At 58.3% G+C, this 23,317-nt stretch carries 22 protein-coding genes; 14 read left to right on the forward strand and 8 right to left on the reverse strand.

Translation table 11 applies throughout. The features are described from left to right. The first annotated feature begins 309 nt into the window (after window positions 1–309). The 7 genes from FY034_RS03605 to mobA all read left to right on the forward strand — a co-directional run bounded on the left by FY034_RS03605 (window position 310) and on the right by mobA (window position 7,737). Window positions 310–1,509, forward strand: a complete 1,200-nt coding sequence (locus tag FY034_RS03605) for an MFS transporter (protein WP_265553815.1) — start codon at window positions 310–312, stop codon at window positions 1,507–1,509. A 595-nt stretch (window positions 1,510–2,104) separates the two neighbouring features. After that, window positions 2,105–4,279 carry a molybdopterin-dependent oxidoreductase gene (locus FY034_RS03610; protein ID WP_265553817.1) on the forward strand — a complete coding sequence of 725 codons (2,175 nt, stop codon included), beginning with the start codon at window positions 2,105–2,107 and terminating at the stop codon, window positions 4,277–4,279. Window positions 4,280–4,338: 59 nt separating this feature from the next. Then, complete coding sequence (locus FY034_RS03615; protein WP_012468975.1) at window positions 4,339–4,674, forward strand: 4Fe-4S dicluster domain-containing protein; 336 nt, start codon at window positions 4,339–4,341, stop codon at window positions 4,672–4,674. Window positions 4,675–5,175: 501 nt separating this feature from the next. After that, window positions 5,176–5,361: a hypothetical protein gene (locus FY034_RS03620; protein WP_265553819.1), complete on the forward strand. Its 186-nt coding sequence runs from the start codon at window positions 5,176–5,178 to the stop codon at window positions 5,359–5,361. A gap of 245 nt (window positions 5,362–5,606) precedes the next feature. Beyond that, window positions 5,607–6,710 carry a (Fe-S)-binding protein gene (locus FY034_RS03625; RefSeq protein ID WP_265553821.1) on the forward strand — a complete coding sequence of 368 codons (1,104 nt, stop codon included), beginning with the start codon at window positions 5,607–5,609 and terminating at the stop codon, window positions 6,708–6,710. 23 nt (window positions 6,711–6,733) lie between these two features. Continuing rightward, window positions 6,734–7,129, forward strand: a complete 396-nt coding sequence (locus FY034_RS03630; RefSeq protein ID WP_265553823.1) for a molybdenum cofactor biosynthesis protein MoaE — start codon at window positions 6,734–6,736, stop codon at window positions 7,127–7,129. A 20-nt stretch (window positions 7,130–7,149) separates the two neighbouring features. Then, entirely contained in the window at window positions 7,150–7,737 is a 588-nt protein-coding gene (mobA, locus tag FY034_RS03635) for a molybdenum cofactor guanylyltransferase (RefSeq protein WP_265553824.1), read from the forward strand. A gap of 43 nt (window positions 7,738–7,780) precedes the next feature. Here the strand turns inward: mobA and FY034_RS03640 are convergent, their stop codons facing one another. From FY034_RS03640 to FY034_RS03675, 8 genes are all read right to left on the reverse strand, one after another. After that, entirely contained in the window at window positions 7,781–8,005 is a 225-nt protein-coding gene (locus FY034_RS03640) for a hypothetical protein (RefSeq protein ID WP_265553826.1), read from the reverse strand. Between the two features lie 128 nt (window positions 8,006–8,133). Beyond that, complete coding sequence (locus FY034_RS03645) at window positions 8,134–8,964, reverse strand: MIP/aquaporin family protein (protein ID WP_265553828.1); 831 nt, start codon at window positions 8,962–8,964, stop codon at window positions 8,134–8,136. A 23-nt stretch (window positions 8,965–8,987) separates the two neighbouring features. Continuing rightward, complete coding sequence (locus FY034_RS03650) at window positions 8,988–9,818, reverse strand: methyltransferase domain-containing protein (protein ID WP_265553830.1); 831 nt, start codon at window positions 9,816–9,818, stop codon at window positions 8,988–8,990. A gap of 18 nt (window positions 9,819–9,836) precedes the next feature. Then, the gene (aroF, locus tag FY034_RS03655; RefSeq protein ID WP_265553831.1) at window positions 9,837–10,862 is read right to left on the reverse strand and encodes a 3-deoxy-7-phosphoheptulonate synthase; all 1,026 of its coding nucleotides are present in this window, start codon (window positions 10,860–10,862) and stop codon (window positions 9,837–9,839) included. 25 nt (window positions 10,863–10,887) lie between these two features. Then, window positions 10,888–12,339 (reverse strand): aldehyde dehydrogenase family protein, encoded by a 1,452-nt coding sequence (locus FY034_RS03660; RefSeq protein WP_265553833.1) that lies wholly within the window; start codon window positions 12,337–12,339, stop codon window positions 10,888–10,890. A 219-nt stretch (window positions 12,340–12,558) separates the two neighbouring features. Then, entirely contained in the window at window positions 12,559–12,990 is a 432-nt protein-coding gene (locus tag FY034_RS03665) for an MOSC domain-containing protein (protein ID WP_265553834.1), read from the reverse strand. Between the two features lie 123 nt (window positions 12,991–13,113). Beyond that, window positions 13,114–13,629: a molybdopterin-guanine dinucleotide biosynthesis protein B gene (gene mobB, locus FY034_RS03670; protein WP_265553835.1), complete on the reverse strand. Its 516-nt coding sequence runs from the start codon at window positions 13,627–13,629 to the stop codon at window positions 13,114–13,116. 99 nt (window positions 13,630–13,728) lie between these two features. Then, window positions 13,729–14,070 carry a CDGSH iron-sulfur domain-containing protein gene (locus FY034_RS03675; RefSeq protein ID WP_265553836.1) on the reverse strand — a complete coding sequence of 114 codons (342 nt, stop codon included), beginning with the start codon at window positions 14,068–14,070 and terminating at the stop codon, window positions 13,729–13,731. A 188-nt stretch (window positions 14,071–14,258) separates the two neighbouring features. Here FY034_RS03675 and FY034_RS03680 point away from each other — a divergent pair, with 188 nt between their 5' ends. The 7 genes from FY034_RS03680 (at window position 14,259) to FY034_RS03710 (ending at window position 23,238) form a co-directional block, all read left to right on the forward strand. Further along, entirely contained in the window at window positions 14,259–15,965 is a 1,707-nt protein-coding gene (locus FY034_RS03680; protein ID WP_265553837.1) for a sigma-54-dependent Fis family transcriptional regulator, read from the forward strand. 312 nt (window positions 15,966–16,277) lie between these two features. Beyond that, window positions 16,278–17,066, forward strand: coding sequence for a TIGR04282 family arsenosugar biosynthesis glycosyltransferase (locus FY034_RS03685; RefSeq protein ID WP_265553838.1), 789 nt, complete (start codon window positions 16,278–16,280; stop codon window positions 17,064–17,066). Between the two features lie 135 nt (window positions 17,067–17,201). Next, window positions 17,202–18,158, forward strand: a complete 957-nt coding sequence (locus FY034_RS03690; protein ID WP_265553839.1) for a DUF169 domain-containing protein — start codon at window positions 17,202–17,204, stop codon at window positions 18,156–18,158. A gap of 27 nt (window positions 18,159–18,185) precedes the next feature. Then, window positions 18,186–18,695 carry a GNAT family N-acetyltransferase gene (locus FY034_RS03695; RefSeq protein WP_265553840.1) on the forward strand — a complete coding sequence of 170 codons (510 nt, stop codon included), beginning with the start codon at window positions 18,186–18,188 and terminating at the stop codon, window positions 18,693–18,695. Beyond that, window positions 18,692–19,504 (forward strand): MBL fold metallo-hydrolase, encoded by an 813-nt coding sequence (locus tag FY034_RS03700; RefSeq protein WP_265553842.1) that lies wholly within the window; start codon window positions 18,692–18,694, stop codon window positions 19,502–19,504. Before FY034_RS03695 ends, FY034_RS03700 begins: the two co-directional genes overlap by 4 nt. Continuing rightward, on the forward strand, window positions 19,501–20,088 hold the full coding sequence (locus FY034_RS03705; protein ID WP_265553843.1) for a flavin reductase family protein: 588 nt from the start codon (window positions 19,501–19,503) through the stop codon (window positions 20,086–20,088). The genes FY034_RS03700 and FY034_RS03705 overlap by 4 nt, the downstream gene beginning before the upstream one ends. A 30-nt stretch (window positions 20,089–20,118) precedes the next feature. After that, window positions 20,119–23,238 (forward strand): DUF5714 domain-containing protein, encoded by a 3,120-nt coding sequence (locus FY034_RS03710; RefSeq protein ID WP_265553845.1) that lies wholly within the window; start codon window positions 20,119–20,121, stop codon window positions 23,236–23,238. The last annotated feature ends 79 nt before the right edge of the window (window positions 23,239–23,317 follow it).

Here is a 23,317-nt window from a genome sequence, read left to right on the forward strand (position 1 = left end):
TTGTAAGTAGTTTTTTGGTTAGTTGGGTGGCCTGCCCGGAAACTGTATCTAGTTTTGATAATGGCGACATCATTTTGATAACGAGGCGGCGGCTGAGGATGGCTGCTGATTGTGAACACACCACCCGGAGGCAGTTACTCTGCGGCCTGACGGCTGATTCTGTGTCGACGGCAGAGCGTGGCACAGTAGCTGCAGAAGGAGCTGAAACAGTACGGGCTGCTGCCCGGAATCGGGTCCTGGGTGAAGCAGGGGCGAGGCCGTTATCTCGGCCTGATCATGGTATTGGGGTTCAGATAGCGGCAGGTGGGTATGAATCAGTGTGTGGATAATGCGGAGAGACGGCTTGCAGCGGCCTGCCTGATCAGCTTTTGCTGCTTCTTTGCCGCCTATATGAGGATGCCGATAGTCCCGTTGCTGGCTGTTTCACTGGGGGCTGATGCGGTCCAGGCCGGGTTGATCAACGCCACCTTCATGGTGACGGCTGCGCTGCTCTCAATTCCGGCCGGTCTTGTCTCCGATCGCCTGGGACGCAGACCCCTGCTGCTGGGGGGGATGGCGGTGATGGCGGTGTCGTCGTTTCTGTTGTCCCGCAGTCACGGGCTGGGGCAGATGGCGGTTGTCTACCTGCTGTTTGGCGCCGGGCTCTCAACCTTTTCCCCGGCGCTCATGTCCTATGTGGCCGATGTCACCCCTGCCGACAGGCTTGGGCATGCCTATGGCCGGTATACCATGGCGCTCTACTGCGGCATGACGCTTGGACCGGCTGCTGGTGGCTATGCCGCTGCCGTCAGCGGGTTGCAGGAGGTGTTTGTGCTGGTCGGCGGCCTGTTTCTGGCCATGCTGCTGCTGGCCTACCGCTGTCTGCCCGCCCCACCGCCCAAACCTGCCGCCACCCACCGTAAGACCTCTGCCGGGCCGGCACTGCTGCTGATCCTGAAAAACCGCCCCTTTCTGGCCTGTCTGGTTGCCACCCTCGGGTGTTGTCTGGGCTACGGCATGTTTGTCACCTTCATGCCTTTGTATATGAAGGGCATGGGGATGCAGACGGTCCAGGTCGGCTACGTCTTCACCGCTCAGGCCCTTGCCAATGCCCTGTCACGGCTGCCCACCGGCAGGCTGTCCGACCGGATCAATAACAAGGGGATCCTGATTGGCGGCGGTCTGGCGCTGTTCTCCCTGGCAATGGCAGCTCTGGCTGTCTGCCGCTCAGTGCCTCTGCTTATGCTTGTTGCCGTTGTCATGGGTGGCGGCATGGGGGTTGCCTTTACCGTGATCTGCGCCCGGATTGCCGACCTGGTCCCGGCTGAGATGCGCGGTCTTGCTGTCGGTTGCTACAACACCTGCGTCTATACCGGCATGATGCTCAGCTCGGTGGCCATGGGGCCGGTGATCAAGCTGACCGGATTTGCCGGAGCCTTTGTGTTGAACGGCAGTGCCGGGATCGTCGTGCTCGCTCTGTTCACGGTCCTTTTTCGCAGTAAGGGCAGAGAGGCTTGTCATTCTGCCTGACCTGAAGCCGCTGTATATCCTCTGTTAACCCCCTCTCCATAATCCGCCTGATTTCCAGGGTACACGCCTCTGTTTTCGCAAGCTGCCTCAAAAATGTAATCCCGTCTGGAAACGCAGCTCCACTTATCCGCAAGGCCGCAGGTCTGGCGCCGCTGCGCCGGTTCCGGGGCACCGCAGATAACCCTTTCAGCCCCTCTTGCCGGTAGGCTTTATCAATTTTCAAATTGATAGAAAGCTTATCAAAGCCAGAAACGGCTCCGTTGTCGCTGTGGTGTAAGTCTAGTTATTACAGCATTTTATATCTTTTTGCGGCTATGGCATGCTCGTTGCTATCTGGCTGATGTACGCACATTCGCCCGGCAGGCTGCAGCTGTTGAGATGTGGCGCCGGCAGATCCTAAGGTCACAACACGAAGGGGGAGAAGAAAGAAAGGAGGTGCAACAACAAAGAGAATCTCGGCTAAGCAGTTGTCAAACTAACTGAAAGGATAGGTAAAGCAATGAAAAAAGAATGGAAAGTACAGAACGAAGATGGATCATATACCGTTAGAACTTGTGGTTGGTCACCTCCGGGGGATCACCCGGTAGGCTGCGGCATGAAGCTGCACGTAAAGAACGGCAAGCTGGTCAAGGTTGAAGGTGACCCTGAGCACCCGATCACCAACGGTCGTTTGTGTATCCGTTGTCTGACGCTGCCCGAGTATGTCCACCACCCACAACGGATCACTCACCCGATGAAGCGTGATCCGAAGAACCGTGGTAAAGAAGCCTGGACCAAAATCTCATGGGATGAGGCCTGGGATATCATTGTACCCAAGATCAAGCAACTGAAGGCTGATCACGGCGCAGAATCCATCGTCGTGTTCGGTGGAACAGGTCGTGAGGCCTGCCTGTATTACTATCCGCTCGGCTTTGCGTCAATCGGTACTCCGAACGTCTGCTATCCGCTCAGCGGCTGGTCATGCTACGGTCCCCGTTGCGCCATCACCGACTACATCCTCGGTGCCGGCTATCCTGAGATCGACAACGCCGGTTACTATCCGGACCGTTTTGACAACCCCAAATATGTACTGCCCAAGTACATCATGGAGTGGGGTAAGAACCCCCTGATGTCCAACCCTGACGGCTTCTTCGGTCACTCCCTGATCGATATGATGAAGCGCGGCTCCAAGATGATCTGCATCGACCCACGTATCACCTGGCTGGGTACCCGTGCAGAGCATGTCTGTCAGCTGCGTCCCGGCTCCGATGCCGCTCTGGCACTGGGCTTCCTGAACGTCATCATCAATGAAGACCTGTATGACCACGACTTCGTCGATAACTGGACCTATGGTTTTGACGAGTTGAAAGAGCGTGTTCAGGAGTATCCGCCCGAGAAGGTTGCGGAGATTACCTGGGTACCGAAAGAGAAGATCATTGAAGTTGCCCGTGCCTTTGCCACCAATAAGCCCTCCACCATTCAGTGGGGTCTGGCAGTGGACGAAAACCCCAACGGCGTACAGCTTGGCCATGCCATCCTGTCCCTGGCTGCCATCACCGGTAACATCGACGTTCCGGGCGGCATCACCATCGGCCCGCCTGCCGCACTGCTGGGCAAATGGCGTGTTGAGACCCGCCGTAACCTCTCCGAAGAACTGTGGGACAAGCGGATCGGCGCTAAAGAATGGCCGGCACTCAGCACCGCCATGGCCACCACCCACCCGGACGAGACCCTGGATACGCTGGAGACCGAGCGTCCCTACAAGCTGCGGATGGGCTGGTTCAACAGCAGTAACTTCCTGTCTCCGACCTGCTGCGCCTGTCCTGACCGCTGGTACAAGGGACTCAAGAAGCTTGAGTTCAACGTGGTACAGGATTGCTTCATGACCCCGACGGCAATGGCCCTGGCAGATATCTTCCTGCCGCTGCCTACCTTCGCCGAGCATGATGGCGTGGTTATTACCCACTTCGGCCGTAACGCCGTATTCCTTGGTGCAATCAACGAGGCGTTGCGCGTTGGCGACACCAGATCAGATATCGAAGTATGTATCGAGCTTGGTAAGAAACTCCATCCCGATATGTGGCCCTTCGACGACGTGCCTGACTTCTTCACCAAGCAGCTCAAGCCTGAGCTGGGTGTCGACTTTGAAGGCCTGCGTGAGCTGGGTGTGTGGCAGCCTGACTACACCTACCGCAAGTTTGAAAAGGGTGGTCTCCGTACCGATGGTGAGCCCGGTTTCAACACTGTTACCGGTATGGTCGAGCTGACCTCTACCCTGTTTGAGGCCTGGGGCGACGATGCCCTGCCGTACTTCAAAGAGCCGCCTTACAGCCCCTACAGCACGCCGGAACTCTGGAAAGAGTATCCGCTGGTACTGACCACGGGTTCACGGAAGTTCACTTCATTCCACTCCGAGCACAGACAGATCGGTACGCTGCGTGAAATCGATCCGGATCCGATCGTCGAAATCAATCCGGCGACCGCCAAGTCACTTGGTATCATCGATGGCGACAACGTCATGATCGAGAACATGTTCGGCAAGTGTAAGATGAAGGCACAATTGACTCCTACCATCCATGAGAAGGTAGTGCATTGTACCCACGGCTGGTGGTTCCCCGAGAAGGCTGCAGAAGAGCCAAGCCTGTACGGTGTCTGGGAAGCCAACGTCAACACCCTGGTACCACACAAGCATATCGGCAAGCTGGGCTTCGGTGCCCCGCATAAGCAGATGATCTGTAAGATCTACAGGGTTGACCCCGGTCATACCTTCACGCTGGATAGCTTGAGCTGATGGTAACACCCCCCCCGGTGTTACCGGGGGGGAACTATAACGATTGGAGGCAATTGTACATGTCAAAAAACGGTTTGTTGATAGATTACGAATACTGCACAGGCTGCCATAGCTGTGAAGTTTCGTGCAAGAACGAGCACAACATCCCACGTGGTCAGTGGGGGATCAAGCTGACCCAGGTTGGCCCGTTTCAGATAGATGCCGACAAGTGGGAGTGGAACTATGTACCGGTTCCGACCCAACTGTGTGACCTGTGTGAAAAAAGGACAGCCAACGGAGATGTACCATCCTGCGTCCTGCACTGCCTCGGCGGCTGCATGCAGTATGGTCCTGTGGAAGAACTGGCCAAGAAAGCGGCTGATAAAGGCACCAAAGTCGCAATCTTTGTACCGTAGCAGCATGGGCTGACGATGTCAGGCAGCGCCCTTTCGATGGAGAAGGGGCTGCCTGACACAAGCTGAACTGAAGCAGTTAGTTGGAGCCTGCCGGGGTATGACAGCTGCAGGTGCCGATCGTCCCATCATCAGGAGTTCTTTTATGCTTGTTGCAGGGAACCGTGCAGATCTCTCCGATATACAGGCAGAGAACCGGTTCAGGCTTTGGTGGTTCAGGCAGCTTGGCACCGCACTTTTTGCAGTGAGTAAACTCCGGGAAGGTAAAGGTCTTACAGGAAGGGCACTTGATAGGTTTTGGTTTCGGTGGTTTGCAACCGCCACAGTATGGATTACATGACCAACACATGGTGTTCCTTTCTCTGCTCTCTAAACATATAATGTAGTTAAATATACTATTACTATATGTACTACATAAAATGACGTCAATATTATAGTTAGTTTATTTGCAGAAACTTATTTAATCTTTGTAAGTTTGGTAACTAAACAGATAAGGAGATCATCATGTCAGACAATCCTGTTCGCAAAAAAATCGAAAAGCCGCTTAATCCTCTGGCAATGAAGCCTGGTCAAAAGTACGATAAGCCTACTTTTGTTCCTACCAAAGAATATGATGGCGGCAAGCTGAATGATTCAGGCGACAAAACAGTAGGTGCCGTTGACGTTGTTGAAAACGCAAAAGAAAAATAGAGTTTTTTATTGGTATAATCATGTAAATTGATTTTAATGGTATATGTGATTAACCATATAACAATGCAGTCTATTCGCTGATTACTAACTAGTCTTACACTGATGTGTTCTATGAAACACAAGTAAGAAAAAATGATACCAACTACGGCGAATAGACTGCATTTGTTATGAGTAACTGAATAGCACCCTGTCCGAAAGACACAATCCGGTACCGGAATATGTACTGCGCCTGCAAGGTACTACCCATGCATGAGATCACTTACCCTGCCACCCTGAAAAACTGTACCGGATGCGGTATCTGCAGAGACAGTTGCCCATTGTTGCGTGAGTCGGGCTGCACGCCGGATGAGATGGCGCGGCAGGGGGTAACGCTCAATGAGGCGCTCAGCTGTTCCTTTTGCGGTGCCTGCCGGTCTGCCTGTCCGGATGGCCTCTGGCCTGGTGAGTTTTTTGCCAACAAACGCAGTGAGGCGGTCAGCTCCGGCGAGTTTGATGTTGCCTCGTTTCGCTACCTCTTTCCCGACCGTCCCAATAATGTCATGGCCATGTACCGCAGGCAGTACGGCATCGAGTATGCCGATCTGGCCCCGGGCGCTGCCAGCGGCACCTGCTTTTTCCCGGGCTGCACCCTGATGAGTTACTCGCCGGTCCTGACCCGGGCGGTTTTTGCACACCTGCAGGAGCAAAGCTCATGTCAGGCGATCTGGACCGACTGCTGCGGCAAGCTGCTGGAACAGCTTGGGCTGCAGGAACGGCTGCAGCATGCACAGGAACAGCTGATCAGCTACGCCCGTGAACATGCCATCACTCGGATAATTACAGCCTGTCCCGGCTGTTACTACGATATGAAGAAGTTGTTGCAGCCGGTCGGCATTCGTGTTGAATCGGTGTACGAGAACCTGGCGTTCAAGGCGGCAGACGCTGCCGGAGGAGTCAGCTGTACGGTGCATGATTCCTGCCCTGACCGGTTTACGGGGCAGTGGGGCCAACAGGTGCGTGCTGCCTTGCAGCAGCGGGGCTACACCCTTGTTGAGATGCCCCACAGCGGCAGCTCCACCATCTGCTGCGGCAGCGGCGGTCAGCTCTCACACTTTCGTCCGGATCTGGTTGAGGAGTTGACGGATCTGCGCCGGACGGAGTTTGCGCAGACCGGCGCGGCCTGGCTGGTGGCATACTGTCTGAGCTGCGTCCTGAAGTACGACAGCATGCTGGCCGGTCTGCCGGTCACCCATGCCTTGAGCCTGCTGCTTGATCTGCCTGCGGATTATGCGGGTGCCAAGGAGCGTTCATGTGAGATGTTTCAAGGCCCGGAAGGTGAGCAACGCTGGGCCGCTGTTATGACAGACTGAATTTTTTGAAGGGGAGACTGACCATGATACACGCCTATGCATCAGCAGATGCCTTTGACTGCCTGGAGTTGTACCGCTCCTTTCTTGATCAGGAGACCGACCTGACCGGCACCGTGGTCATGCATCACGGCAGGGTGAAACGGCCCGGCAAGCAGGTACCTGACTTTTCCCGTGTCGAACTGAAACCGCTGGTCTTTGATGTTGACAGCCGGATGATGGCGATTGCAGAACAGGCGAAGACTCAGTTCAAGTTGAATCAGGTGCTGGTGGTTCACCGGCTGGGCAGCATCAATGCCTGCGATACGGTCCTGTTCGCGGTGGTCTCCGGCACAACCAGGGATCGCTGCTTTGCTGCCTGTTCCTGGATCGTTGATGAGATCAAGCGGGAAGAGTTCATTCAGCTGATTGAGCATCCCTGACGCAGGGGGGAGGTTGTGGCATGACCGCACCGGTCTTTCAGGATATTACCGGCATTGTCCTGGTCGGGGGAAAGAGCCGCAGAATGGGGCAGGACAAGGCGTTACTCGCTGTTCAGGGGAAAACGCTGGTTGAACGGGCATTGGAGCCGTTTCAGCAAGCTTTTGCGCAGGTTCTGCTGATCGGGGACCGGCCGGAACGGTTTGCCGGCTGCCGGCTGCCTGTTGTGCCGGACCTGTACCCCGGCAGTTCACTTGGCGGACTGTACACCGGCCTTTACCACGCTAGGACCGAGCATGTCTTTGTCACCTCCTGCGACCTGCCTTTCCCCAATCCCGCAATCCTGCGTTACCTTTGCAATGCCAGGGGCAGCTATGATGCCGTCATCCCCTGCAGCAGCCAGGGGGCTGAGCCGCTCTTTGCCTGCTATCGCAAGAGCTGCCTAGATACCATGCGGAACCAGCTGCAGGAGGGGATTTTTTCGATCAGTACGGCCTGTTCACAGCTGCATGTCAGGCAGGTTCCCTACCCGGATATCGCGCCGTTTGATCCGGCTGGGACGGCATTCCTCAACCTGAATACACCTGAAGATATCACGCTGCTCAGCTGAGACCAGTCTCCCGGCCGGGCAGCGGTCAGCTTCCGTGACCTGATCATGCCTGGGCCTTTTCAAGCTCCTTTGCCCTGGAAAAGAACTCCTGCGCCTTGATCTGGCCCAGCGTCAGGTTGTTTATCAGCACCTCGGCCTGCTGCGAATCGCATGGCGGAAGGCGTTCTGCGTACTCTTTCGAGGTGTCAAACAGGCCTCTCAGCATCAGGAATGCCCTTTTCATGTCCCTCAATTCTTTTGCCGCTATCGTTGTCATCTGTGTGTCCATCCCATCCTCCTGTATTTTAGATACATCAAGCATCACTTGAGTACAGCCAGTGTCAGTCAGCCAACGGTTCGGGCTGGGGTAATAGCGTTTATGTCTCCTCCGGCATACCGGGCAGCAGCCCCAACCGCCTATGCGCAGGGTCTGCAGGCCTTGCCGGACAGGCTCTTTGCCTGCATCAGCGGCTCAATCACAAAGGTAAACAACGTTGAAGCTGCCATGGCGCCTGCCACCGGTCCCAGCATGTAGACAATCAGAAAACCATAGTGCGCATCGGGAAGCGCCGCGGTCCCCCATCCCATCAGCCAGGCAAACAGTCGGGGGGAAAAGTCGCGGGCCGGGTTAAGGCCTGCCTGGGTCAAGGGGGCGAGTACCGAGATCAGGACGGTGACGGTCAGCCCGATGAAGAACGGGCAGAGGTTGTCGGAGGGGCGGCCCAGGTTGCATCCCTCGGTCAGGGAAAAGATCATCAGCACCAGGATGAAGGTCCCGACCGCTTCAGCCGCGAAGGCCCCGCCCAAGGTGACCGCCGCTGCCGCGCCGGCGCCGGGATTGGGGTAAAACTCGCCAAAGATCTGTGCCGTCTTGATTGACTGCGGTGTGCCGCGCACAATGGCGTGGATCCCCTCATACTGGCTGATGGAACCGGAAAAGAGCAGGTAGAGCAGGGCTGCCGCAAGAAAGGCGCCGATAAACTGGGCCGCCACATAGACCGGCAGCCGCTGCCAGGTCATCCGGCGCCCGAGCGCCATGGCAACGCTGACGGCCGGATTCAGATGGGCGCAGGAAAGGTGCCGGGTGGCGTAGATGGCAATGGTCACGCCGATGCCCCAGATCAGGGCGATCTGAAACAGTCCGGCGTGGGCAGAGAACAGTACCGATACCGCCACTGATGAACAGCCGATAAAGACCAGCAGAAAGGTGCCCAGCAGCTCACCGATAAATTCATGACCGTATTTCATGGAGATCTCCCGGGGTGGTTCTGTCAGCAGGGAAAGGGGCCAAAGTGCCGTGAACGGTCACCACTGACGCTAAAATATTTGCCGAAGCGGGTTTCCTGCACCAATGCGGCGCTGTTGCCGCAGACCCGCTCCGGTCTGCCGGTATAAAAGGTATGGTGGTTGTCCAGGACAAAGCTGTGCGGACTGCCGGGCAGGGTGCCGTTGTAGGTGACGACCTGGCCGTAGTCCTCGCAGATATCCTCCAGGCTGGTCAGCTTGAAGGTGCGGATGATCCTGCGGCTGAATGCCACCATGCCGAATGCGGTTTGCTGGTCCGGCTCAGGCAGATGGGGATATACGGCAACCACCCGGTAGTCCGGCCAGCCGGCAGCGGACAGCAAACGGCGGAAATCGTGGCTGTAGAGTGCCCCGCTCAGAAGCAGGTCGCCGGCAGCAGGGGGCTGGCACAACTGCTCAGGTAGGCGCCGGTCTGCAAACAGGGTGTTCAGGTACAGTTCACCCCCCGGCTTCAGCAGTCTGAAAAGCCGTTGCAGGAGCACTGCCTTGTCCGGCAGCAGATTGAACTGCTCGGTTACCAGCACCAGATCACACGAGTTGTCCGTACAATCAGCTGTCCCCTCAGAGGGCAGCAGGCGCACCGGACAGGGCCGCGCGGGCAGCAGCAGTTTCGGTCCGGCAGGTTCGGCCACCAGCAACTGCCCCTCTGGGCCGATCTGTTCCGCAAGCGCTCTGAGCTGTTCTTTGTTGCTGCAGCCCCAGACCAGTACGTTGCAGCCCTGCAGGGCTGCGGGGAATGTCAGCAGGCCGGTTTCAGGCCCGGGCTGGCCGGGTGCTGTCGTACTGATTTCAGACATGGGCATGGCCTCCTTCCGTCAAGGTGCGATATCGCAACAGGCTAGGCACTGCTGCAAACGTCTCAGATCAGCCATCAAGGCCTCAAAGCCGGGAAAGGTCAGGGATTGAGGGCCGTCGGACAAGGCCTTTTCAGGCTCAGGATGCACCTCTACCAATACACCGTGGGCACCGGCCACCAGGGCGGCCTTGGACATCGGGGTGACCAGGCTGCGTTTGCCGGTGGCGTGGGAGGGATCGACCATGACCGGCAGGTGGGTCAGTTCCTTGACCAGCGGCACCATGGCCAGGTCGAGGGTGTTGCGGGTGGCGGTCTCAAAGGTGCGGATGCCGCGCTCGCAAAGGATGACCTGGTCATTCCCTTCGGCCAGGATGTATTCGGCAGCAGCCAGAAATTCTTCGATGGTGGCGCTCATGCCGCGCTTGAGCAGGATCGGCTTTCTGATCCTGCCCAGTTCTCGCAGCAGGTCAAAGTTCTGCATGTTGCGGGCACCAACCTGCAGCAGGTCGGCATACTCAGCCACCAGGGCGACGTTGTCGGGGCTCATGACTTCGGTGACGATCGGCAGGCCGGTGGCTGCACGGGCCTTGGCCAACAGTTTCAGCCCTTCTTCCCGCAGCCCCTGGAAGGTGTGGGGGCCGGTGCGGGGTTTGAAGGCGCCGCCCCGTAGCAGGTCGGCACCGGCCTGTTTGACAAAGCGGGCGGTGGTGAGGATCTGTTCTTCCGATTCTACGGCGCAGGGACCACCCACCACCACCGGGCGTTCTCCCTCGCCGATCTTGACGCCGGCCACGTCAACGATGGTGTTGTCAGGGTGAAAGTCGCGGGAGACCAGTTTGTACGGCTTGGAGACATGGATCGCCTGCTGTACGCCGGGCAGGTCGCGGATCTTGGAGTCATCCACGTAGCCTTTGTTGCCCAAAACGCCGATGGCGGTCCGTTCTCCACCGGGAATCGGGGCGGCGGTGAATCCCATCCCGCTGACCGTCTCAATGACCTTGTCTATATCTGACTGGCTGGCGGTGTGGCTCATTACGATCAACATTTACTTAAAGCCTTTCCTGGTACGTCTAAAAGGGATACTGCCGCGTTCCCATTTCCAGGGTAACCCACTGCAGCTCGGTGAATTCCTGCATCGCTTCAATGCCGAACTTGCCCCAGCCGCTATTGTTCACACCTCCCAACGGGGCGTGGGTTTCACCATAGAGCGGAGAATCATTGACGTGGCAGGCACCGGACTCAATCCGGCGCGCCAGCGCAAGTCCCTGCTGCATGTTGTTGGTGAGTATGCCGGCTGAAAGGCCATAGGTGGAGTTGTTTGCCATCCGTACGGCCTCATCGGCATCTTCGGCAACAATAATCGGGGCCACCGGGCCAAAGGTCTCCTCGTGAAAGATCGCCATATCTTCACGCACACTGCCCAGCACTGTCGGGTGATAGCAGAGCCCGTCACCGTACCCCCCGCAAAGCAGTTGAGCGCCTTCGGCCACTGCCTGTGTTACCTGGCTGTCCAGCGTGTCGTACTGTTTGCGATTAATCAGGGGACCGATCACGGTGGCGGCATCAAGGGGATTGCCGACCTTTAAGGCTGCGGCCCTTGCTACAAACTTGGCGGTAAACTCCTGCGCTATTGCTTTTTCTATGATCAGCCGCTTGGCGTTCATGCAGACCTGGCCCTGATGAAGAAAGCGTCCGAAAATAGCCGCATTGACGGCATGATCGATGTCGGCGTCTTTCAGGACGATCAGCGGGTCGTTACCACCCAGTTCCAGGGCGATCCGTTTGAGCTGCCTTCCGCATTTTTCGGCAAGTACACGCCCGACCCGGGTAGAACCGGTGAAGCTGATCCTCTTGACCCGCCGGTCCTGAATAAACAGATCGCCTATCTGGTTGCTGCTGCCATAGCCGTGGGTCACAACATTTAAGACGCCCCCGGGGAAACCGGCTTCTTCAAACAGTTCTGCCAGGAGCACGCCGCCAGACACCGGTGATTCCTCCGACGGCTTCAGTACCACCGTATTGCCGTAGGCTATGGCAAAACAGACGGCACGCAAACTGAGTACAACGGGACAGTTCCAGGGCGATATCCCGGCAACGACACCGACAGGATGTCGCATTGCCATTGAAACCTTCGTGGTTTCCGAGGGGAGTATCGTACCTGTGACCCGATGTACCTGTGAACCGGCCTCTCGCAAATAGTTGGGTCCGGCAGCTGCCTGATAGGCGGCAAAAGGCCGTGCTGCGCCGGTTTCCCGGGCAAGCAGCTCAATTAGCTCATCCTTGCGTCTTTCAAGCAGGTCTGCGGCCTTCAGGAATAAGAGGCGCTTTTGGGAGGGGGCAACCGCGGCCCAGTCTGGAAATGCGTCAGCTGCTGCGTTAACGGCCAACAGCGCATCCAGTTGGCTGCCGTTTGCCACCGTTGTCAGTATCTCTCCCGTGTAGGGATTGAGATCATCAAACCAGCTGCCGTCTGCAGAATCCTGCCACGTGCCGTTGATATACATCTGATAGCCGCTTCTCATGGCGATAGCATTTCCTTTAGCAGGCTGTTGAAAAACTACTACGGAGCCCGTCTACGGCGTTGCGCGGTGCTCGCTCCTTCTCCTAACTATACGTTATGTCTCAGTCGCTGTGCGCCGTGCGCCTTGTAGCCGTGCTTCCTCATAACGTTTTTCAACAGCCTGTTAGACGGTTTTCCGGGGCGTGTTAAACTGCGGCGTGGTATCTGAAAGGCCTGGCGCTCAACAGATCCGGCTTACCATGTCAACCGGCCGGATGGTCCCGCCGGCAATCACCCGGGCAAAGATCCCTTCTTTCGGCATGACGCAATCCCCGGCCTGGTGGTAGATGGCGCAGCGGTTATGGCACTCCTTGCCGATCTGGGTCACCTCAAGAACGGTCTGGCCGACCTGCAGACGGCTGCCGATCGGCAGAGCGACCAGGTCAATACCGCTGGTGGTGATATTCTCGGCAAAGTCGCCGGTGGTGACATCCAGGCCCAAAGCCCGCATTTTGTCGATGCTTTCCTGGGCCAACAGGCTGATCTGGCGATGCCACTCGCCGGCATGGGCATCACCGACAATGCCGTGGTTTTCCTGTACCAGCACCGACTCTTTCGGGGTCTTGCGCTGGCCTTTGTCGGCACTTACGCAGACAGCAATTACCTGAGCCATACACTCCTCCAATCAATCTGACCTGTTATTTCAATTCCGTTTCAAGGCGCCTCTTCGTTGGTCCGTCACCGGCTCCTCGCTGGCTGGATAGCATCCTTGAACTGGAATCGGCATGCATTGGTATTAAGCGGCCATGCCCCGTACAACCCGCGTCATAATGAATTCTGCAACCTGGGCCGGGTTGTTGAGATCCAGAACCGGCACATCCAGCTGCAGCGCTTCATCGCTGGCCACGGCGAGCAGGGCCGGGTCATGATATTCGCCGCGGCAGATCAGCTTCGCCTCTCCCGCACGGCGATGCACTTCGATCTTGGGCAGTGTGCTGCGCTTGAACCCCTCAACAAGCACCAGATCCACATCCTCAAAATAGCTGGCAATCAGCTCTTCCGGCGAGGGGGAGGCGGCATGGCGTTTTACCAGCGCCAGGGTCTCTGACGAGGTGATGACCGTGGTATCGGCACCGGCATGGGTGAAGCGGTAGCTGTCCTTGCCCGGGTGGTCGATGTCAAAACGGTGGGCATCATGCTTGATCGCACCGACCCGTACCCCCTGTACCTTAAGCGCCACGATGACCTTTTCCAGCAAGGTTGTCTTGCCGGTTCCTGATGGGGCAACGAATGAGACGACCGGTTTGTTCATGTTCACCTCACCGGTTCGCCCGTAGGGCGAGCGGTTGTTTCCGGGCCTGTTGGGTTGATTCAAGGCCGTTATGCACGGCCTTGAATCAAGCGGATCAGACTACTTTGCGTGGCTGCCGTCGCAGAACGGGGCTGTCTTTGTCTTGCCACAGTTGCACAGCGTGACCTGCTGCTTCTCCTTGATCTCGAATTCAAGTGGAGAGCTGCTGCTGCCTGCATGGGAGCCGTCGCAGAATGGCATGGTCTTTGATTTCCCGCAGGTGCAACGGAAGTAGGTGCCTGGCTCCAGTTCGACCGTGATCGGCTCCGGCTTGGGCTCTTCTCCGAGTGGGGTCTTGCAGAACGGACAGATCTTTTGTTTCACTCCGCCTATCGCTGCAAGCTTCTTCTTGCAATTCGGGCACTCCTGCGGCTTGTTCACTCCTGCTGGTCTAAAACACATAGATGTACTCCTCCCTTAGGTTTTGGAAAATTTCCGAGAAATTTACCTCTGTCTCTGCCTTAGCATCTGCCATGCCATTCTTGCTGAATACGCTAACATGCCAATTTTCTGGCAGTTGTTAATTATTGTCTGGACAGCGTATTCTTCTTTTGGCATTGTGATTATCAATTTGAGATAGGGAGGATGCCATGAAGATTGCCGATATGGATCTGCGGGAGATGCTTTCTTTCAACCCTGAAGGGGGGGTCATACACCTGCTGGGTGAGCGGGTTTTGATCCACAATGCCAATGTGTCGGGGCTGCTGAAAAAGGAGCTGATCGATTCGCTGGGGGTGTTCACGGCACGCTGCATCCTGACCCGTCTCGGCTTTGCCAACGGCTGGCAAACCGCAAAAAACCTGGAACAGCACGCGCCTGACATCTGGAAGGAGTCAAAGAAGTTTGCCGGCGCAAAGCTGCACTCCCTGACCGGGTTTAACAACGTCACCGTTAACGTCCGCACCGATGGAAGCGGAGGTGAGCCGCTGATTGAATCGGTCTGGCACGACTGTTACGAGGCAGAGCAACATATCTTGCATTTTGGCCGTTCGGATGAACCGGCGTGCTGGCGGGAGGTCGCCTTTGCAAGCGGTTTCGCCTCCTACGTTGAAGGGCGGGAGGTCTACTTTATCGAGGATCAGTGCCGCGCAATGGGGCATGATACCTGTCACGTCGTGGGCCGTTACAAAGAGGACTGGGGACCTGAACTGGAGCCGTATCTCAGATACTACCGCATGGAGTCCTCAGCGGCCATCATGCGGGAGCTGAATGAAAAGCTGATCAGTGTGGAAAAACGGTTGCGCAAGAAGGAGGAGCATTTCGCCTTCCTTGAAGGGGCCACGACCCCCACGCTGGTCATGTCCCGCAGCCGTGCCATGAAGAACGTGGTCGATATGGCCTGGCGGGTTGCCAAGGTGGATTCATCGGTACTGGTCACCGGTGAAAGCGGCTCCGGAAAGGAGCTGATGGCCCGCTTCATCCATGACCAGTCACCCCGTGCTGCGCAGCCCTTTATTGCGGTAAACTGTGGCGCGCTTACCGAGACACTGCTTGAAAGTGAGCTGTTTGGCCATGCCAAGGGATCCTTCACCGGTGCGGACCGGGATCGCCCCGGCCTCTTTGAGGCGGCTGCCGGCGGCACCCTGTTTCTGGATGAGATCGGTGAGGTTTCGCCGGCCATGCAGGTCAAGCTGCTGCGTGCCCTGCAGGAGCGCGAGGTCCGCAGGGTTGGTGAGAACAAGTCGCGCAAGATCGATGTGCGGGTCGTCACGGCAACCAACCGCAATCTGACTGATGAGATTGCCCAGGGTCGCTTCCGGCAGGACCTTTACTACCGCCTGCGGGTCATTGAGCTGCAGGTGCCTCCGCTGCGGGAGCGCAACGAAGATATCCTGCCCCTGACCCGGATGTTCCTGGCCAAGCTGGTGAAACAGATGAAGCTCCAGATTACCGGTTTTACCTCCAGGGCTGCCGCGCAATTCCTGCGCTACAACTGGCCGGGCAATGTCCGTGAGCTGCAAAACGCGGTGGAGTATGCCGTTGCCATGTGCCAGGGGGCGCAGATCGATATTGATGATCTGCCCTGCGACCTGCGGGCGCTCTCCCTGAGGCCGGTGGTCTCAGACTGTATCCGCCCCCTGGAGGAGATCGAGCGGGATTATATCATCGGTGTGCTGCGTGCCCTGGGCGGCAACAAGGTGCTGGCAGCGACAGAGCTGAACATCGGCCTGGCCACGCTGTACCGCAAGCTGAAGGAGTATGAGGCTCAAGGGGTGATCTCCCTTGACGAGATCGGCGGACAGAGCTGTTCAACTCCGGCGGCCAAGGGCAAACAGCAGCGGCCGGAGCCTGCCTGATACCTCAATCCTGACGCCTCAGATTTTTCAGGCGGCATCATCTGTGACGGTCGTTTTTAATCACGGGTGCTGCCGTTTTTTTATTTCCCTCCCTCTTAGCCCCCCCTGACTGGATCTGCTTGGTCCGGATCGATATCATTTTGAGAAGTGATGTTTTCAGTTCGACATGCCGGCGCGGGCGATAGGTCTGCTTTGGTTTGCATCATGCTGTAATTATTATTGATAGTCTGGTGGCACAATCATTGCTCTTTCTGCGTAGAGCAGCACACACCATCTGAACCAGCGTTCAGGACGCGGATAAAGGGACCTACCATGCAAACCAGCATTGTCATTTTCACCAGGGTGCCGAAAACAGGCGACACCAAAACCAGGCTTACCACTGCCAGAGGCGGGATTCTCACGGATGACGAGGCACGGATGCTCTATGAGGGCTGTCTTGTTGATGTGATCAATGTCTGCATCGCAGCCGACTGTGGTGAGGTCAAGGTCTGCTACAACGCCTCCGGCGACCGTGCCTGTCTGGAGCAGTTGCTGGCACGCAGTTCGGACAGGTCAAAGATCGTTGAGGTCTACCCTGACCAGGGGGGCAGTTTTGATGACTGCATGCAGTACGCCGCCGATCATATCCTGAAAGCCGGGTCAGGGGGGGCGGAGCCGGCAGCGGTGATCATTGTCGGCGGGGACATCCCCACCCTGCAGCCCTACATCGTGCAGGATGCCGTTAAAAAGCTGCACAGCCTTGCCAAGTCAGAGCCGGGCGGCAGTGCCCTGGTTGAGGGGGCCTGTCAGGAGGGCGGGTTTTCGCTGGTCGGCTTCACCTCCAGTACGCCGTTCGATTTTACCAGGGTCTTCTATAACATGGACGGCATCACGGCGCTGGATATGCTGGTGGCAAAGGCCGTTGACAACAAGATCCCGCTGGCGGTGGTCGAGGCGGTGCCGGATGTGGATATTCCGGTGGACCTGGCCAGCATGATCCCGGTTGTCAAGGCGCTCAGGGCGGCATCTGCCTACAACAACGCCATTCTGGTTCCGGTGCATACGCTGCAGGTGCTGGATGAACTCGGGCTGGAGAGTACGGCGCCACCGCCACAACGCTAGCAGACGGTTGAAAAATGTCCATTGCGTTATGCAGGGCCCGCTCCTGTGCCGTGCCGTTACTGGCCCCTGCAGCGTTTTTCAACAATCTGCCGACAGAAGCCCTGCAGTCTTTGTCGCCATATGAAAGGAACCGTCGTGAACCATCAGGAATTATCCCGTGATCTGAAAGAACTGCTTACCCTGCGATGGTCCCCCGTAGCGGTCAGGCTGCTGAAGCATGGAGAGGAAAAGCCGGCCAACGTCTTTGAGCCATCCGTGCCGCTCAGGCACTGTCAGGCCATCACCGCGGCGCGGCGGGGCAACAGCATCTACATGCCCCCTGCCAAGCATGCCTGCCCCGACGGGTCGGCAATCATGGGGCTGATCCCGATGTCGCCCAAGCTGCGCTCCGGCGAACTGTACCTGCTGTTCAAGAAACTGCCCAACATAGAAATAGCCCGCAAAATGATCGCATCACGGTCCGAGTTTGCCACCGGCACCTACCGCGCCAGCGTGGTTGCCCCGCTGGAGGATGCCGAATTTACGCCCGATGTTGTTATCTTTACCCTCTACCCCGAGCAGGCGATGTGGTGCTGTTGCGCATCAAGTTACGGCAGCGGCGACCGGCAGGTCTTCAATACCTCGGGCTTTAACTCCACCTGCTCCGACCTGACGGTGCAGGTGATGAAGAGTCAGCGGATGAATATCTCCTTCGGCTGCTACGGAGCCCGGGCGATCAGCGATATCAGCGATTTTGAGACCTACCTCGCGATTCCTTATGACCAGCTGCCGGCGCTGATCGAATCCCTGAAAAAGCTGGCGGTGAAGAGCATCCCCGAGGCGCGGCGCAAGATCTACATGCCGCCGGTCATTGACAACGTCTCCGGCCCGGAGCACCAGGAAGGCTGCCATGTCTCCGTCCGGATACAGCAGGATCGCTGCAACGGCTGCGAACTCTGCGTTGCCTTCTGCCCGGATGCCGTACTGGAGATGCGGGAGACCGCAAACGGACCCAAGGCGGTGGCGGTTGCCGAGGAAAAATGCAGCAGTTGCTATACCTGTGTCGGCCAGTGCCCGCAAAAGGCCATCCAGCTGGAACAGCGGGCGAACTAGACCGGCTTTTGCTGCAAGGGGGAACACGTGCCATACGAAATCAGATTTGCCGACAGCGCTGATGCAGAGGTCCTGCAGGGCATCTTTCTTGAGAGTGATATGGACCTGGCCGGCGAGATCGAAGAGCATATCGTGATCAGCACGGGGGATCGCATTATCGGTGGCGGCATGCTGACCCAGACGGACCAGGATCTGTTTCACCTGATTGTCTTTGCCATCAGCGAGCATGAACGTACCCACGGCCTGGGCAGGCTGCTGCTTGATAAGTTGCTGCAACAGCCCTGGGATTTCTGTCATGGCGGCAGCATGCCGGGGGGCGGCAGCTATCAGGTCACCACGGTGGCAAAGGGGAAGAGCGCCGGTTTCTACGGCAAACTCGGCTTTGTGTCTTGCGGATTCAGCGATCTGGCAGCCCCCTTTGCCGGACAGTGCGATGACTGTCCGGAGGCTGCTGACTGTCATCCGGTGGCCATGCGCTGCAGCTGTTCAATTGCAGGGGCTGACACCCAGGGCGCCTCGGACGGAGCGGTGTCATGAGCAGCGCCGCCTTTACCCTGCTGGGCAGCGGCGCCGGTCCCGGTGCCCCCTCCTTTTTCTGTGACTGCGTTGGCTGCCGGGAGGCACGGGAACATCCCGCTGCCATCAGGACACGCAGCGGTGCACTGCTCACTGCCGGCGGTCAGCAGGTGCTGATCGACACCCCGCCGGATCTCAGACAGCAGTTGCTGAGGGAGCAGGTTTCCGACATCGATACGCTGTTCATCACCCACTGGCATTATGACCATTTCGGCGGGATCGGTGAGCTTGAGTACTATGTCAAGCTGAAGCGCAGGCAGCCGATTGCCCTCTATCTGCCCCCTTCGGCACTGGAGCTGTTTCATAACGCCTTTCCTGCGCTTGAGGAGATCTTTACGGTACAAACCTGGGAGTTTTTCCGGTCCTACCCGCTGGGTGAGGTCCTGATCACGCCGCTGCCGGCCCGCCACAGCATTGAAACCGCCGGATTCATGGTCAGTTCGCAGACAACCCGGTTGGCCTATTTTCCGGACACCGCCGGTCTCCCCCCGGAGACGCTGGCGTTGGTGCAGGGGGCTGATTACCTGATCTGCGATGCCACCTTTAGCGGTGAAAACTGGTTTCCCAACAGCCATATGTCCATTGCCGAGGCGATCGAACTGGGGCAGCAGGCCGAGGCAAAAACAGTGATTCTGACCCATATCTCCGTCCATTACAGCCAGCCGCTGACCAGCGTAGAGCTGCAGCAGCAACTGGCAGCGTATCCCCATGTCCGGGCTGCCCATGACGGCATGCTGATATCCCTGTCCGGTGAGGGGGTAACACGATGAAGCGCTCTCTGGGAGCAGCAACACTGTCACTGCCTTCTCCGGTCTGGGTTATCGGGAGTTTTGACGCACAGGGGCAGCCGAACCTGATGACCGTCTCCTGGGCCGGTATCTGCTGCTCGGACCCGCCCTGCGTTGCGATCTCCGTACGCAAGAACCGGCTGACACATCGTAATATCAGCACGTCCGGGGCCTTCACGGTCAATGTGCCCGGCTGCCGCCATCTTGCCCAGGCCGACCTGATCGGGATGGTGTCCGGTGTCGTGGCCGACAAGTTTGCGACAACCGGCCTGACCGCCGTTACCAGTGGCCTGGTCAATGCCCCCTATGTGCAGGAATTCCCCCTCAACCTCGAATGCAGCGTGCTGCACAGTAGTGACCTGGGCAGCCATACCCAGTTCATCGGCCTGATTTGTGATGTCAAGGCTGATGAAGAGGTGCTTGGCAAACAGGGCGTGCCGCTTGCCGGGCTGGTGCAGCCGGTCCTGGCCAGTGCCCCGGAACGCTCCTATTACACCCTTGGTCCCCAACTGGTCAGGACCGCGACCGCAGGCAAGGCCCTTCAGCCCGGTAAGTCTGCTGTCTGATCAGCCATTAAATGTTAGGAATAGACTGCCATGCCCTTTAATCACTCAGACTGGATACGGCTTCCGTTAGCCTCATCAGCACTGTACCTTGCTCCGGGACAGCCTGCCTGGTTTGTTCCCACGGCAGAGGGGGATCGCCTGCTCAGCTCAGCGGCCTCCGGCGCTGTTCTGCAGGACAGCGACTCCCGGCTGTTTCTGCAACGGCTGCCGGAGGGCACGCCGGCCGTCTATCCGGGCAGAGAACTGCTGCTGCCCAAGTCTCCCGCATTGCGGGAACTCTGGTTCCATGTCACCGATGCCTGCAACATGAGCTGCAGCCACTGTCTGTTCAGCGCCGGGCCGGGGCACTACCGCCAACTGCCACTTGAGCAACTGCTGCAGCATGCCGCCACGGCTTACAAAACCCTGGACTGCCGTCTGTTCGCCCTGACCGGCGGAGAGCCGCTGATGTATGACGGTTTCAGCCGGTTGATTGAAGGGCTGCTGGAACACCCTGAGGCCCGGCTGGTGCTGTTGAGCAACGGCATGCTGGCAGAGCAGAAGCTGGATGCGGCCTGGCCCAGGGAGCGGATTCGCCTCCAGATCAGCCTTGACGGCTCACCGGAGCAGCATGACGCCGTGCGGGGCAAGGGCAGTTTTGCGTTGTTGCAAAAGCAGCTGCGGTTCCTCAAGGAAAACGGCTGGCAGTTTACGCTCAGCATGTGTCCGACACAGGCCAACCATCAGGATATCCCCTGGCTGGTTGACTTTGCTGCAGATATGGGGGCGGCAGCGGTTCATTACATGTGGTACTTCATCAGGGGCAGGGGCTCCGAGGAACAGGCCGTTGCGCCGGTGCAGCTGCTGCCGCTGCTGGCCGCTGCCATGGAACGCTCACAGCTCAGGGGAGTGGCGATTGACAATGTTGAGGCGATCAGGCAACGGATCTTCTCGCCGCCGGGTACGATCCATGACGGCAGCAGTGCCGGTGTTGAGTCGGCGGCCATCGGGCCTGACAACTGCCTGTATCCCACCGCAGCAACCGTCGGGGTCCGGCAGCTGGCAACCGCTCTGGAGGCAGGGCTTGCTGCAGCCTGGCAGCAAAGCGAGGTGCTGGCGGAGATACGCGGGACCACGGCAGCTTCGCTCAGCACTCCCTGGCGCTACCTCCATGGCGGCGGAGACTTTGACCACAGTTATTTCCACGCTGGCAGCTACCAGGGGCGTGACCCCTACCAGTCCCTGATCGAATCGATCTCGCTGTTGCTGATCGAGCAGGCCGCCAGCCGCCTGCCGGAGCCTGCCGGAGCCGCCATCCGGCTGAAGATGGGTGAGCTGCTTGAGAACTGCAGCTCCCACGGCCCGGTGGCACTCTGTCAGAGCAACTGTCTGCTGCATGACACCCGGGACAGCCGCTCCGGGGTCAAGCAGTTCTATGCCGAAGCCGCCGGTGACCGCCGTGCCGATATCCTGAACCCGGTCTCCTATGCGGACCCGCTCTTAAGCCACATCCCGTCGGAATTCCGCTTCCGTGGCTACGGTTGCGGCAGTCCGATCCTGGATGCCGCCCTGCAGGCCGGTGAGCGGGTGGTTGATCTCGGCAGCGGCACCGGGGTGGAATGCTTTATCGCTGCCAGACAGGTTGGTGCTGAAGGGCAGGTAACCGGGGTCGATATGCTGGACCCGATGCTGGCACTGGCCAATCGCGGGGCAGAGCAGGTGCGGGCCACGCTCGGTTTCGACAATCTGCGTTTTGTGAAGGGCTATCTGGAGGCGTTGCCCCTTGAGACAGGCAGCGTTGATGTGCTGGTCTCCAACTGCGTCTTGAACCTGTCGCCGGACAAACGGCGGACCTTTGCCGAGATCTGCCGCGTGCTGGCTCCGGGTGGACGGATGGTTGTTGCGGATGTGGTCTGCGAAGAGCAACCGCCGGCAGCCATCCTGAATGATGATGAGCTGCGCGGCGAATGCATTGCCGGTGCCATGACCCACAAGGACCTGGCCGGTATCATCGCCGAAAGCGGTCTCTGCCGCTACCGGATCATCCGGCGGCATCCCTACCGCACCGTCCAGGGCCATCCCTTTTATTCGCTGACCTTCGTGGCTGAAAAGCCTGCTGGTCTGCATGACCTTTGCACGGAAAAGGTCATCTATCCCGGTCCGGCAGAGGCGTTGAAACTCTCCGGCCAGACCTGGCTCCGGGCCGGTCAGCCGGCCTTGATCGCAAAGCAGGAGGCGGAGCTGTTCGGGGATCAGCTCTGGAGAATCGACTCCTTCGGCTTTGTTGACAACGTGACGATATCCGGCGGTTCCTGCTGTTCCCAGCCGCCGGAGGCCCACCAGCAGTCTCAACCTGTTAAACCGGTGGAACCGCAGCACAGCTCCGGTTGCCTGGTCTGCAGCGCCCCGCTGGTCTATACGGCAGCACCCCAGGAGATGACCTGCCACTATTGCGGCGCAAGCGTCAGCAGTCTCGCAGCCTGTCAAAACGGGCATTTTGTCTGCGACCTGTGCCATATCGGCGACAGCTTGCAGCGTCTGGAACAGCTCTGTAGCAACTCTGGTACGGCAAATCCGATGGAGCTGTTCTTACAGATCCGCAATCACCCCTCCTTTCCGCTTCACGGGCCGCAGTACCATGCCCTGGTGCCGGGGGTGTTTCTGGCAGCCCTGCGTAATGCCGGCCATCCGGTCAGCGATGAGCAGATCAGGACCGCCATCAGCCGCGGGGCGGAGGTGCCGGGCGGGAGCTGCGGTTTCATGGGGGTCTGCGGCGCTGCAAGCGGTATCGGCATCGCCTTCAGTGTGCTGCTGGAGGCAACCCCGCTCAAGGCCTCCCAGCGTCAGGTCGTACAGCAGGTGGTGCAGCAGGTGCTGGCAGATATCGCCTCCCATCAGGCCGCTCGTTGCTGCCAGCGGGATTGCTGGCTGGCGCTGCACCGCGGCCTCTTGCTGGCCGGTCAGATGTTTGCGCTGCCGCTGGAGGAGCTTAAGCCGCTTGCCTGCCAGCAGCTGGACCGGAATAGCGAATGTTCCGGCAGCTCCTGTCCGCTTCACCCCGCATCGATCATGCAGCTGCATTTATCAAATCTACAAGAGGTCTTATCAAAAGGATATATGCAGGTGGAGCAGCTGATGCAGGCCGTGCTGCAACCGCCTGATGTCACTTGACTAACCAGATGGCATGGAGGTTGCTCTGTCAGGGATGACAGCCATGAACGGTTGTCTCTGTCCGTTCAGGGCAACCCGG

It is taken from the genome of Trichlorobacter lovleyi (assembly GCF_015239775.1).
Taxonomy (GTDB): Bacteria; Desulfobacterota; Desulfuromonadia; order Geobacterales; family Pseudopelobacteraceae; genus Trichlorobacter; species Trichlorobacter lovleyi_B.